Genomic DNA, 12,827 nt, shown 5'->3' on the forward strand with positions numbered 1-12,827 from the left:
CATTCGAAATTGTTGCTTGGAAGGAATCATATATGTTTACCATCGGGTGTCATCTGTCGAGCGCCAAGGGTTACCTCAACATGGCCGAATCGGCCGTGTCCATCGATGCCAACACGTTCCAGTTCTTCACGCGCAACCCGCGTGGCGGCAAGGCGAAGGCCATCGATCCGAAGGACGTTGCGGCTTATGCCGCCTATGCGGGCGAACACGGCATCGTGCGCATACTGGCGCATGCTCCCTACACCTTGAACCCGGCATCCGACAAGCAGCAGACGCAGGACTTCGCGCGTATGGTATTGGCCGAGGACCTGGTTCGCATGGAGGAAACGCCCGGTCAGCTGTACAACATGCACCCTGGCAGTGCGGTAGGCCAACCCGTAGAGGTTGCTGTCAACAAGATAGCCGACGCGCTCAACCAGTCACTGCTGCCGCACCAGACCACTACGCTTTTGCTTGAAACGATGGCGGGCAAGGGTAGCGAAGTCGGCGGTACGTTCGAGGAGCTGGCTGCCATTATCGCGCAGATCGAGCTGCAAGACCATGTGGGCGTATGCCTGGACACCTGCCACGTGTGGGATGCGGGGTACGACATTGCCGACAACCTGGACGGGGTTCTGGAGGAGTTCGATCGGTTCGTCGGGCTCGATCGCCTGCGCGCCATCCATCTGAACGACAGCTTGAACCCGTGCGGTTCGCACAAGGACCGTCACGCGCGCATTGGCGAGGGACGGATCGGCTTCGAGGCGCTTTCGGCTGTCACGAACCATCCGCTGCTGCGCGACCTGCCGTTTTACCTGGAAACTCCCAACCCCGACCTTGCCGGCTACGCGGAGGAGATCGCGAAGCTGCGCGCGGGGCGCAAGGAGGATGCGGCTCGCTTGTAGCGCCGAACGCCGTTTGCGGCGTGCGAAGGGGAGGGCAAGGCGGCGCGATTCTGCTACTTGATGACTACAGCTTGGGCGCCTAGCTCGTAGTAGCGTGCGGTCAGCTGCTGCAAGCTGCACTTCGTTTTCCCGACGAGCGAGTCGCTGATCAGCGCCGTGCCCTCATGCAGATCGTAGCCGCTCACTACAACGCAGTGGCTGTTCGGGTAGAGCCGATAGACGCGGCCGTTCGCCTGTTCGACCCGATAGGCGTCGCCCGGGCTTTCAAGCCCTATCGTGCACCAGACGATGACGGGATTTCCGGCGGCAACTTCGTCGAGCACCCCTTCGATGGTCGATCCGGTAAGGTCGAATGCCTCCAAAGGGGATCCCTGGGCGGAGAGGTAAGCGTTTGCGGTCTGGACGATGGCCGGGGCCATGCAGCTGTGGCCGTCGGTTGCATGCGGATCGCCCATGAACGCGGTTACGAAGTCGCTGTCGCTACGGGGCAGCCATGCATCGGCGATCTCGGTTTTGTCGAGTTCGAACCCAAGCGACAGCAGCGCGTTCGTCAGCGCAACCGACTCGCAGCCGGTGGGAAGCTCGGGGTTCTGCTGGAGCGCGGGCACGTCGAACGATGCGGCCCTCGGTATCGGGGAGGGGCCTGCTTGCAAGGCGGCCACGTCCTGCGCGGCTCGCTCTTCGGAGTGGACGTTGGCGGCTGCGCGCGAAGAGGTCAGCAGGGAGAACGATACCGCGCCCGCGATCAGCAGCGCCGTCGCAAAAGCGCATAGGCGCACGGCTGTCCGGCGGCTGCGCTGCCGATTGAATATCGGGCGTTCGCGCCGTGCGCGAGGGAGGGCCTGCCGGACGAGCGGTCGACGGCGGCATGCGGCGCGGCGGGCGCGCAATGCGCGTTTGCGAGGCTGTTCGGCGATCATGCGGCACCTTTCTCTTGAGTTGGCAAGCTGCTGGCTTATCGATCCATATTGAAACAGCCTGAAAGACGTTCGCGGAACCTCTTCACCTCGAACACGTTGCGCGATGCCGAATCGTTTCGCTCGTCGCGAAACCCCTTCAATCCTGTGCCGAGCGTTGCGGGCTGTCTTTCGCTTCGGCGTGCGTGATACCATTTCGAATCAGCCCCTTGACCCTCCCCTTGCAGGAGGCTGTTGAATGCGATGAGAAGGAGGTGACATACATGTTCTACATCGGAGAGTTCTCGAAGATGGGCAAAACCACTATCAAGACGCTGCATCATTACGATCGTATTGGACTGCTGCGTCCGGCTGCGGTGGATGGGGTGACAGGCTACCGTTTGTACGCCACGGGCCAGCTTGCCGATCTGCATCGGATCCAGGCGCTCAGGCAAGCGGGTCTGAGCATCGACGAGGTGGCCGCTATCGTGGGCGGCGCCGATCCTCGTCCCATACTCGCGCGGCGCCGCGATCGGATCGAGCGGGAACTCAACGCGCGCAAGGATCGTCTTGCGCGCATCGCATTCATGCTTTCAGACGAAGAAAAGGGGTTCACCATGGACTATCAGGCAACGATCAAAGACATTCCTAGCTGCATCGTGTTCTCGAAAACAATGACCGTTCCGGACTTTTCCGCGTACTTCGAGGTGATTCCGGCCCTCGGTCGTGCCGTGATGGCGGCGAACCCGAACCTCAAGTGCGCCTCGCCCGAGTACTGCTTCATCACGTACCTCGACGGTGAGTACAAGGAGCGCGACATCACCATCAAGTACAGCGAGGCCGTCGAGGAGTTCGACGTGGAAGGCAACGGCATCGTGTTCGAGGAGGCACCGGCCGTCACCGTTGCGTCCGTGATGCATCGCGGGCCCTACGCCGATCTGTCGCGCGCCTATGCGTTCGCGATGGAATGGGTCGAGCGCAATGGCTACCGCGTGACCGGTCTTGCCCGCGAGAGTTACATCGATGGCATCTGGAACTGCGAAAACGAGTCCGATTGGCTCACCGAGATTCAGGTGCCGGTAGAGAATAAGTAGGCATGCTTCGCGAGCTTGCGGGGTTGGACGCTTGAGGTTCTTGCTGGGATTCGGCTGACCGGGCTGCGACCCCCCCCCTCGGCTTTTTTGCGGCTTGCGCGGGATGCGTTCGCCCAGGTTATTCGCCGGAAGGCTCGTTGTTTTGTCGAACAGCGCGTCGTGCAGGGTGCGTCGCGCTTTCTCGACGCACCCTCTTGGAGCCTTGGAGGGCTTACCTCATCAGCATTCTCAGCAGCTTTATCTTGTCATCGAAGGGTGGGTTGCGGATGGGAAGCTCGAGCCACGTGCCCTTCTTGAGGGTGGACTTGTAGTGCGTGAAGCAGTCGAAGCCCACTTTGCCGTGATACGCGCCCATGCCGGAGTTGCCCACGCCGCCGAAGCCCATGTGGTTGTTCGCCAGGTGAACAACCACGTCGTTCACCGTGGCACCGCCGAATTGCAGACGGGTAAGCACGCGGTGCTGCACCTGCTTATCGTCGGAGAACACGTAGCAGGCCAGCGGTTTCTCGAACGTGCGCACGATGTCGAAGGCCTGGTCAAGCGAGCGGTACGTAAGAATGGGCAGCACGGGTCCGAAGATTTCCTCGTTCATGACGGGATCGTCGAGCGTCACCCCGCGCAGGCACGTGGGCTCTATGCGCAGCGTGGCGGCATCGCCGTTGCCGCCGAACGCCACGGATGCGTCCGGATTGCGGTTCTCGATCAGCCCCATGACGCGTTCGAAGTGGCGCTGCGATATCATGTGCGGCCATTCGTCGCATGCGAGGATGTCCTGGCCGTAGTATTGATGGAAGCATGCGTCCAGCTGGGCCACGAAGTCGTCCGCCACGTGTTCGTGCACCAGGAAGTAGTCGGGCGCCACGCAAGTTTGCCCGCTGTTGATCCCCTTGCCCCAAGCGATGCGCTGCGCCGCTCGCTTCACGTTGGCCGTTTCGTCCACGATGCAGGGGCTCTTGCCGCCCAGCTCCAGCACGACGGGCGTCAGGTGCTTGGCCGCCGCTTCCATAATAGTGTGCCCCACGTTCGGGCTGCCGGTGAAGAATATCTGGTCCCAGCGCACCTCCAGAAGCCAGTCGTTCATGGCTCCCGAACCGGGGAACCCGCACACGAACTCGGGCGGGAACACGTTGGCCAACAGGTCGATCAAAAGCTCGCTTGTGGCCTTTGACGTGCGGGAAGGCTTGAGCGCCACGCAGTTGCCGGCCGCGATGGCGTCCACCAGCGGCACAAGCGCCAGTTGCACGGGGTAGTTCCACGGCGACAGCACCAGCACCACGCCCAAGGGGCTCGGATACACTTTCGAAGTGGAGTGGAAGTGCACGATAGGGGTGCGCACGCGGCGCGGCCGCGCCCATGAGCTCAGGTGCTTCAGACAGGTGTTGATCTCGTCGTAGACGATGCCCAGCTCGGTTGCGTAGCCTTCGAACGGGGCTTTTCCCAGGTCGGCGTGAAGCGCGTCCAAAATGCGCTCCTCGTTTTCCTTGAGGTAGCTTTTCAGCTTGACGAGCGCTTGGCGGCGGTATTCCACCTGCAGCGTGGCTCCCGTTTGGAAGAAGTCGTGCATCCTGCGCGCTTGAGCTTCGACGTCGGCAACGTTTTGGAAGGCGGGTGTGCTGGTCATGGGGTCCTTCGCTTTCCTCTTAGTAGGCGGCTTCCAGGATGCGCATCGCAACATCCACGGTGATCTCGGTCTTGTTGTAAAGCGCGGCGCCGTCGTAGCGCGCCTGCTTCGCCACCGCTTCCAGCTGGTCGCGTTCCACGCCCATTTCAGACAGCTTGAGCGGTACGCCGTAGGAGTCGTGGTACAGGTCGTTAAGCGCGAACAGGTGCTCGCAGAAGGCCCCGTCGCGAGCGTCGCTCGACGCGTTCGCGCCTAAGGACGCCGCGCGGGCCGGCGCCAGGTACGGCAGCAGCTCCCCGTACAGGCCGGCGTGCGTGCCCGTGTCCAGGTTGTACGCAACGCAGTGGGGAAGCAGCATCATCATGGCCTGCCCATGAGGGATATGGCACAGTCCGCCCAGCGAATGCCCGATGGCATGCACGATGCCCACCATGGCGTTGCTGAACGCGGCGCCGGCCATGAGCGATCCGAGCGCAAGGTTGGTGCGCGCTTCCACGTTGCCGCCGTCGCGGCACGCTGTTGGCAGGTTCTGCGAGATCAGCTCGATCGCCTTCACGGTGAACGCGTCGGACACGGGGTTCTTTTGGATGGACGTGTACGCTTCGACGGCGTGCGTGAGCGCGTCCATGCCCGTGGTCGCGGTCAGCTTCGGTGGCAGCGACGCGGTCAGCGCGGGATCCAGCACGGCTACGTGCGGCACCAGCTTGTAGGACGTGAACGACAGCTTCGCGTGCTTGCGCGTGTCGGCCACCACGGCCACCAGCGTCACTTCGCTGCCGGTGCCGGCCGTGGTGGGAACGGCGATGAAAGGCGGCATGTCGTTTTGCAGGATCTCCGCGCCTTGCAAGGTGGCGAAGTCGACGCCCTCGCAGGCAAGCGAGGCTGCGGCGCCCTTCGTGGTGTCGATGACCGATCCGCCGCCGATGGCCACGAACCCGTCGCATCCGCGTTGCGCGTACAGCTGCGCCACCTGGTTCACCACGTCCATCGACGAGTCGGGCGGCACCTGGTCGAACACGTCGTAGGCTACGCCGGCGGCGTCCAGCACGTCGGTGAGCTTCGCGGAAACGCCCAGCTTCACCAGCCCGGCGTCGGTCATGACCAGCGGGTGCTTGACGCCGCGGTCGGAGAGTTCCCCGGGAAGCTTGTCCAACGCGTGCTGGCCGCAGACGATTTTGGTGGGGCAGCTGAATTCGAAACCTTGCATGGCTATCCTTTCCGAGGCTCCGCCGGGCGGGGGAGCGGTTTGACGGCGGGCTTTGAGATTCGGTAGGCTGCGCGCCAGCCGAAGAACATTTTCAGCAGCGCGGTGAACAGGTAGGTCAGGGCCACGCCCGTGCTGTTGGGGCCGCGAGTCGAGAACGCGCGCTGCGCAAGCGCGTCCTGCAGCGTCATGCCGCCGGAGAAGCAGGCGAACGCGTAGGCCGACGACCGAAACGCGATCACGTAATCCACGGTGACGGCCTGCTCGTTCGCGCTGGCCAGGCCGCTTCCCGGTTCCACGTCCCGCGCAAGGGCGCTCGGCGACACGCGCTTGAACGATCCGCTGTCGGTGCGCCGGCACGCGCATGCCAGCTCGGTTCCGTCGACGGTCAACATGAAGGTGCAGCCGGGCTCCAGGTAGTCTATTTCTGCTTGGATGCGCTTCGATACGCGGCGAAACAGCGAAATCAGCAAGGGGAGCAGGCGCAACAGGATGCGGATGTACAGCTCTTGCACGCGCTGGGCCAGGGTGCGATGCGGTTGGGAGGGTCGATCCATACGCGCTCCTTCGATAGGGGTTTGCCGGCGTTGCTCGTATCATACCGCGCCGTTGCCGAATGCGGAGGGGAGAGTGCTTTTCGGGGCGCGCCGCACCGTGCGATCGGGCGGTTGGCGCTTGCGCTGCGGGCGCGGCGCGGTCGGCTCCCGCTTCGTTGGCGCCTTTGCACCCGCCAGTGTACGGCTTGGTTTCGGTACGTACACCAATCGGTGTAATTCCATGACGCGAAGATGACGATTGAGTGCAAGCGACCCAGATCAGAAGCTTGGCGTGCTAAGGTGGCCGCGTTACAAGCAGTACGTAAGACGAGCGATCGCGATACGAAATAAAGGAGCGTGAAGCATATGAGCGAAACCAATGGAACCACCCCGAGCGGCAGCCCCTTGCCGCCGAAGCCGGGCGACGAGCGCGCCCAGCACGTTGCTCCTGCGGGACAGCAACCTTACTACCAGCAGCCGGGTCATGGGTATGCCGCGGCGCAGCACACCGCCGTGCCGTCGACGCCTCAGGCCAAGTCCAGCGCCGGCCGGACGTTCGGCGTTGCATTTGCCGGAGCGGCCCTTGCCTGCGTCATCGGGTTGGGCGGGTTCGGCATCTGGCAAGCCTCGACCGCAGGCTCGTCTTCCGGTGACGGGAGCTCTTCTGCCCAAATCGGATCGTCGAGCGGCAGCGTCATCAACGCCGAAGGGGAAAGCGTGACCCTGGCCGAGGCCGTGGCCAGCAAATCCCTGCCTTCCGTAGCGGCCATCGACGTGTACACCAGCCAGTCCGGCATGGGGCTGTACGGCTACGGCGTGAGCGGGTCTTCCGAGTCCACGCTGACGCAGTCGTCGCTGGGCAGCGGCGTCGTGCTGACCAAGGACGGCTACATCGTGACGAACTACCACGTGGTCCAGGGCGCCGACGCGCTCAAGGTGACCGTAGGCGGCAACACGTACGATGCCCAAGTTGTTGGGAGCGATCCCAGCTCCGACCTGGCCGTTGTCAAGGCTAAGGATGCAACCGACCTGACGCCGATGGCAATTGGCGACTCCGACAACCTGACTATCGGCGAATGGGTTATGACCATCGGCAGCCCCTTCGGTTTGGAGCAGTCCGTTGCCACGGGCATCGTGTCGGCCACCAGCCGCTCTCAGATCATGAACAGCAGCGCCCAGCAGGGTGGGTCGGGCGAAGTGACCATCTACCCGAACATGATCCAAACCGATGCGGCCATCAACCCTGGCAACTCCGGCGGCGCGCTTGTTGACGCCGAGGGCAAGCTGATCGGCATCAACACCCTGATCACGTCGAACTCCGGCAACTACTCCGGCGTCGGGTTCGCCATCCCGGTGAACTACGCGGTCAACATCGCCCAGCAGATCATCGATGGCAAGACCCCGACCCATGCGCAGCTTGGTGTGTCCATGTCCACGGTGAACTCGCAGAACGCCAAGCGTTACGGCCTGTCGGTTGACAGCGGCGCGTACGTTGCCGCCGTGAATCCCGGCTCCGGCGCGGCGGAGGCTGGCTTGCAAGCGGGCGACATCATCACCAAGTTCGACGGCAAGGACGTTGCCTCGGCAAGCGATCTCATGCTGGCCGTTCGCGCCAAGAACCCCGGCGACAAGGTTTCGCTTGACGTGAACCGCAACGGCGAGACGAAGCAGATCGAGGTCACGCTGGGATCCGACGAGTCCTCGCAGGCTGCCACCACGCAGCAGAACAGCTCCACTTCGAAGGAGTCCATGCTTGAGCGCCTGTTCGGCGGCAGTAGCGGCGAGTCGCAGCAAAGCGCGGCCTAAGAGCTGACGGCGGTTTCTAGCGGCCCCTGCATGTGAAGCGGGGGCCGCTTTTCCGTCGAGGCTCGTGCGGTCGCTTCTGCGAAACCGAGTGCCGAAACGCGCGAGGGCAAGGCTTCTCGGCGGTGTTTTTTGGTTTGTCCTTTGCGTGAAATGCCTGAAAACGGCCGCGTTGACTACGCGGCCGTTTCTTTTTCAGGTACTATAGATAGGCTAAATTCAAAGCAATGAACGACCACCGAGAGGATAGAGTCTATGTCTGAAGAGTATCGGTACAAGCGCGTGCTGCTCAAACTGTCCGGCGAAGCGCTGGCGGGGGATGTTGGCTACGGTATCGATCCCAAGGTGGTCGACGACCTGGCCGACCAGATTGCCGACATCGTGCGCGACGGCGTGCAGCTTGCCGTGGTGGTGGGCGGCGGCAACATCTTCCGCGGCCTGGCCGGATCGGCCGAGGGCATGGACCGCGCGCAGGCCGACTACATCGGCATGCTGGCCACGGTCATGAACTCGCTGGCCCTGCAGGACGCGTTCGAGCGCCACGGCATTTTCTCGCGCGTGCAAAGCGCCATCAACATGCAGGAAGTTTCCGAGCCCTACATTCGCCGTCGCGCCATCCGCCACATGGAGAAGGGCCGCGTGGTCATTTTGGCCGCCGGCACGGGCAACCCGTACTTCACCACTGACACCACGGCCGCCCTGCGCGCGTGCGAACTGGACGTGGACGTGCTCATGAAGGCTACGAAGGTCGACGGCGTGTACGACAGCGATCCCAAGAAGAATCCGGATGCCAAGCGCTACGATCGCATCAGCTACATGGACGTGCTGTCGCAGGGCCTCAACGTCATGGATTCCACGGCGACTTCGCTGTGCATGGACAACAGCGTGCCCATGATCGTGTTCGACCTGACGGTAAGCGGAAACATTTCGCGGGCTTTGAAGGGCGAAAACGTCGGAACCACGGTAGAATAAGGTCAACGAACGAACGAACGAACGAACGTAGCGCTCGCGCGACGAGCGTATTGCAAGAAGCAGGTTGAAAGGAATCGGAATGATCGACGATATCATGCTGCAAGCTGAGGAGCGCATGCAAGGCGTGCTCCATTCGCTGGGCAACAACTTCTCCGCTGTGCGCACGGGACGCGCGAACGCCATGGTGCTCGATCGCATCAGGGTGGACTACTACGGCGTGCCGACGCCGGTCAACCAGATGGCGGGCGTCAAGGCTCCCGACGCGCACATGCTGGTCATCGAGCCGTGGGACAAAGGCGTGCTGGGCGCCATCGAGCAGGCCATCCTGGCCAGCGATCTGGGCGTGACGCCCTCGAACGACGGCTCGGTCATTCGCCTGCCGTTCCCCACGCTTACCGAGGAACGTCGCCGCGATCTGGTGAAGCAGTGCAAGGGCTACGCCGAGGAGGCGCGCGTCGGCGTGCGCAAGGCCCGTCAGGACGCCAATGCCGCCATCGAGCGCTTGGTCAAAGAGGACAACCTTCCCGAAGACGACGAGCGTCGTGCCCAGGCTGAAGTCCAGAAGCTCACCGACAAGTACGTCGCCGAGGTGGACGAGGCTTTCAAGAAGAAAGAAGCCGAGGTGATGGAGATTTAACTCGGCGCAAGCTGGGATAAATCTCCGAAGCCGACGATCGCGCGATCGTCGGCTTTCTCGTCTTTTGTGAGGTGGTAGCGTGAATAAGCCCTTGGATTACATATTTCCCCATCCGCCGGCGGACCTGGATCCGACGCAGCTTGACCCTGCGGCGGTTCCCCAGCACGTGGCCGTCATCATGGACGGCAACGGTCGATGGGCGAAAGAGCGCGGCAAGAATCGCCTGTTCGGCCACAAAGCCGGCATCGAGGCGGTGCGCGAGACCATCCGCTGCGCGTCCGACGTGGGCGTTCGCTACCTAACCATCTATTCGTTCTCGTCCGAGAACTGGCGCCGTCCGCAGGAAGAGGTCATCGGCCTGATGAACCTGTTCGCAACCACTATGCTGGCTGAAGTGGACGGCTTGCACGAAGAGCACGTTCGGGTCATGACCATCGGGCAGACCGATGCGCTTCCGAAGAAGACGCGTGACGCGTTCGCGAAAGCATGGGAGAAAACGAAGGACAACGACGGCATGACCCTGGTCGTGGCGGTGAACTACGGCGGTCGTCAGGAGCTGCTCGACGCCGTCCGCTCGTACATGGACGAGGCTCATGACGCGATGCGCGACGGTCGCGCGCCCGAGGAGCTTACCGAGGAGTCGTTCGCTCGCCATCTGTATACCGCCGACATTCCCGATCCCGACCTGCTTATTCGCACGAGCGGCGAAATGCGCGTATCGAACTTCCTGCTGTGGCAGATCGCGTATTCGGAATTCGTGTGCACCGACGTTCTGTGGCCCGACTTCAACCGGTACGAGTTGCTGCGTTCGCTGCTTGAGTACCAGGGGCGCGATCGACGGTTCGGGGCGGTGAAGTAAGTGGACGAGCGGCCCGGCGATCAGTCGGCCAACGATGATCGCAAGCGCACCGAGCGCATCAAGGACTTCGCGTACGGAAAGACGCCCAAGAAGCTGAAGAACGCCACGGACCTCCAGGTGCGGTTTCGCACGGGCTTCGTATACGTGGCACTGTCCGTGGTGTGCATTTTGGCAAGCGAGTGGACCACGGTTGCGTTCTTGGTCGCCACGGCCGGCATCACGGCGGGCGAGTTCTACTATATGCTGCGTTCCGATGCGAAGCTTCCCAACGAGATGCTTGGCATCATCGCGGCCATGCTGTACCCGCTCAGCGTGTTTTTCTTGGGATTGAACGGGGCGCTGTACGTCAGCATGGCGCTGCTTCTGGCGTTGATCGTGTGGTACGTGTTCTGGATGCGGGCGCGCGTCCCCGACGTGGGCGTGAGCTTTTTCGGCGCGGCGTACTGCGGCATGCTGCTGTCCGGTCTGGTGGTCATCCGCACGGCGCTTCCCCAGCCGTGGGGCGGCGTGCTGGCTCTGGGCGTGTTCTTGAGCGTGTGGGCCAACGACTCGTTCGCTTATTTGGTGGGCAGCAAGTTCGGCAAGCACAAGCTGGCTCCGCGGACCAGCCCCAAGAAAAGCTGGGAGGGCTTCATTGCCGGCTTGGTGGGATCGGCTGTGTTCTGGTGTTTGATGACGTTTATTCCGGGCGTGGTCATGTCCATTCCTCAAGCTATCGTGTTTGGCCTGATCAGCGGATTGATGGGCGTGCTTGGCGATTTGGCTGAAAGCCGCATCAAGCGCAATTCGGGCTTCAAGGACTCCGGGAGCATCATGCCGGGCCACGGCGGCTTGCTCGATCGATGCGACTCGCTGTTCTTGGTGGCCGTGACTTCGGCCATCCTTTTGGTCGGGGGAGGCTGCATTCCGTTTCCCGTTCCTCTTTTCTAGGGGCGGGCGACGCGGCCGCCTTTGCTGGCACCGCGAACGACTTGGTGACTGAACGCTCTGATAGGAGGCGTACGTGAAACGCATCGTTGTTCTGGGCTCTACGGGTTCTATCGGCACGCAAACGCTCGACGTGGTGCGCAGGCATGCGGACCAGCTTGAGGTTGTTGCGTTGGCGGTGCATTCGCGAGCGGACGAGCTTTTGGCTCAGGCTCGGGAGTTCGGGGTGCGTCACGTGGCGGTAGGCGACGAGCGTTTGAAAGGCGAGGCGGTTGCCGACGACCTGGCGGCCCTGGTGCGCGAGAGCGCGCAGCCCGCACCGAGCGCATCGTCTACGCTTGCCCAGGCCGTTGCGCGCCGCGAAGCCGGCGGCGAAGGAACGCTGGGGTTCGGTGCCCAGGCCGTTGCGCGCTTGGCGAGCCTTCCCGAGGCGGATATCGTGGTGAACGCCCTGGTGGGAGCAGCCGGTTTGCGCGCAAGCTACGAAGCGTTGGCGGCAGGCAAGGTTCTTGCTCTGGCGAACAAGGAGTCCCTTGTAGTGGGCGGCGACCTCATCATGCCCCTGGCTGCGCAGGTTGGCGCCCAACGTCGAGCTGCGGGAACGGCACCTGCGCAGGGTCCTGCGGGGGCGCTCATGCCCATCGATTCCGAGCATGGGGCAATCTACCAGTGCCTGCTCGGCGAGGACGCGCGCGAGGTGTCGAAGCTGTGGGTGACCGCTTCGGGCGGCCCGTTCCGCGGACGCACGCGTGCCGATCTGGCTTGCATCACGCCTGCTCAAGCCCTGGCTCACCCCACCTGGAACATGGGCGCGAAAATATCAATCGACTCGTCCACGCTTATGAACAAGGGGCTCGAGGTCATAGAGGCCCATCATTTGTTCGCGATGCCCTATGACAAGATCGAAGTGGTGGTGCAGCCTCAAAGCGCCATCCATTCCATGGTGGAGTTTTCCGACGGCAGCGTGAAGGCGCACCTCGGCACCACCGACATGCGCATTCCCATCCAGTTCGCGCTGTCGTATCCTGAGCGCTGGGACGCTCCGGTTGCGCCGCTCGACTTCCGCACGCTGGGCACGCTGGAGTTCGCCGCGCCCGACACCGATACGTTCTGTTGCCTTGACCTGGCGTATCATGCGGGGCGTACGGGCGGTACGCTGCCGTGCGTCATGAACGCCGCGAACGAAGTTGCAGTCGCTGCGTTTTTGGCCGAAGAGGGAACCTATTTGGGCATTGCGGAATGCGTCGAAGCCGCCATGGACGTGCATGAGCGCAACGGCGTTCAACGGGTCGAGAGCCTTGATCAGCTGGAGGCCGTGGATGCTTGGGCTCGCCAGGAAGCGCGTCGATGGATCGAAGCTCGCTAGTCCGCCAACGCAGCCTGTTCGTATAGCG

At 62.8% G+C, this 12,827-nt stretch carries 12 protein-coding genes; 8 read left to right on the forward strand and 4 right to left on the reverse strand.

Annotated features, from left to right (window positions below; translation table 11 throughout):
- Window positions 1-32 precede the first annotated feature (32 nt).
- Window positions 33-884: a deoxyribonuclease IV gene (locus ACMNI9_RS00085; protein ID WP_114567104.1), complete on the forward strand. Its 852-nt coding sequence runs from the start codon at window positions 33-35 to the stop codon at window positions 882-884.
- A gap of 53 nt (window positions 885-937) precedes the next feature.
- On the opposite strand, the gene ACMNI9_RS00090 is transcribed toward ACMNI9_RS00085, so the two are convergent.
- Window positions 938-1,663: a C39 family peptidase gene (locus tag ACMNI9_RS00090; RefSeq protein ID WP_231088238.1), complete on the reverse strand. Its 726-nt coding sequence runs from the start codon at window positions 1,661-1,663 to the stop codon at window positions 938-940.
- A 401-nt stretch (window positions 1,664-2,064) separates the two neighbouring features.
- On the opposite strand from ACMNI9_RS00090, the gene ACMNI9_RS00095 reads away from it, so the two are divergent.
- Window positions 2,065-2,874: a MerR family transcriptional regulator gene (locus ACMNI9_RS00095; protein ID WP_216529090.1), complete on the forward strand. Its 810-nt coding sequence runs from the start codon at window positions 2,065-2,067 to the stop codon at window positions 2,872-2,874.
- A gap of 211 nt (window positions 2,875-3,085) precedes the next feature.
- On the opposite strand, the gene ACMNI9_RS00100 is transcribed toward ACMNI9_RS00095, so the two are convergent.
- From ACMNI9_RS00100 to ACMNI9_RS00110, 3 genes are read right to left on the reverse strand one after another with little or no spacing between them, the layout of a single operon-like run.
- The gene (locus tag ACMNI9_RS00100; RefSeq protein WP_418830142.1) at window positions 3,086-4,495 is read right to left on the reverse strand and encodes an aldehyde dehydrogenase; all 1,410 of its coding nucleotides are present in this window, start codon (window positions 4,493-4,495) and stop codon (window positions 3,086-3,088) included.
- A gap of 19 nt (window positions 4,496-4,514) precedes the next feature.
- Window positions 4,515-5,702, reverse strand: coding sequence for an iron-containing alcohol dehydrogenase (locus ACMNI9_RS00105; RefSeq protein WP_418830144.1), 1,188 nt, complete (start codon window positions 5,700-5,702; stop codon window positions 4,515-4,517).
- Between the two features lie 2 nt (window positions 5,703-5,704).
- Window positions 5,705-6,256 carry a D-alanyl-D-alanine carboxypeptidase gene (locus tag ACMNI9_RS00110; RefSeq protein WP_418830147.1) on the reverse strand — a complete coding sequence of 184 codons (552 nt, stop codon included), beginning with the start codon at window positions 6,254-6,256 and terminating at the stop codon, window positions 5,705-5,707.
- A gap of 345 nt (window positions 6,257-6,601) precedes the next feature.
- On the opposite strand from ACMNI9_RS00110, the gene ACMNI9_RS00115 reads away from it, so the two are divergent.
- The 6 genes from ACMNI9_RS00115 (at window position 6,602) to dxr (ending at window position 12,799) form a co-directional block, all read left to right on the forward strand.
- Window positions 6,602-8,041 (forward strand): S1C family serine protease, encoded by a 1,440-nt coding sequence (locus ACMNI9_RS00115; RefSeq protein ID WP_216529094.1) that lies wholly within the window; start codon window positions 6,602-6,604, stop codon window positions 8,039-8,041.
- A gap of 252 nt (window positions 8,042-8,293) precedes the next feature.
- On the forward strand, window positions 8,294-9,010 hold the full coding sequence (gene pyrH, locus ACMNI9_RS00120; protein WP_114567097.1) for a UMP kinase: 717 nt from the start codon (window positions 8,294-8,296) through the stop codon (window positions 9,008-9,010).
- Window positions 9,011-9,089: 79 nt separating this feature from the next.
- Window positions 9,090-9,647, forward strand: a complete 558-nt coding sequence (gene frr, locus ACMNI9_RS00125) for a ribosome recycling factor (protein ID WP_418830151.1) — start codon at window positions 9,090-9,092, stop codon at window positions 9,645-9,647.
- Window positions 9,648-9,726: 79 nt separating this feature from the next.
- On the forward strand, window positions 9,727-10,506 hold the full coding sequence (locus ACMNI9_RS00130) for an isoprenyl transferase (protein ID WP_114567095.1): 780 nt from the start codon (window positions 9,727-9,729) through the stop codon (window positions 10,504-10,506).
- Complete coding sequence (locus ACMNI9_RS00135) at window positions 10,507-11,436, forward strand: phosphatidate cytidylyltransferase (RefSeq protein WP_114567094.1); 930 nt, start codon at window positions 10,507-10,509, stop codon at window positions 11,434-11,436. It abuts the gene before it with no gap.
- Window positions 11,437-11,509: 73 nt separating this feature from the next.
- A complete protein-coding gene (dxr, locus tag ACMNI9_RS00140) occupies window positions 11,510-12,799 on the forward strand; it encodes a 1-deoxy-D-xylulose-5-phosphate reductoisomerase (RefSeq protein ID WP_418830154.1) in 1,290 nt (429 codons plus the stop codon).
- The last annotated feature ends 28 nt before the right edge of the window (window positions 12,800-12,827 follow it).

It is taken from the genome of Paraeggerthella sp. (assembly GCF_048427265.1).
Classification (GTDB): domain Bacteria; phylum Actinomycetota; class Coriobacteriia; order Coriobacteriales; family Eggerthellaceae; genus Paraeggerthella; species Paraeggerthella hominis.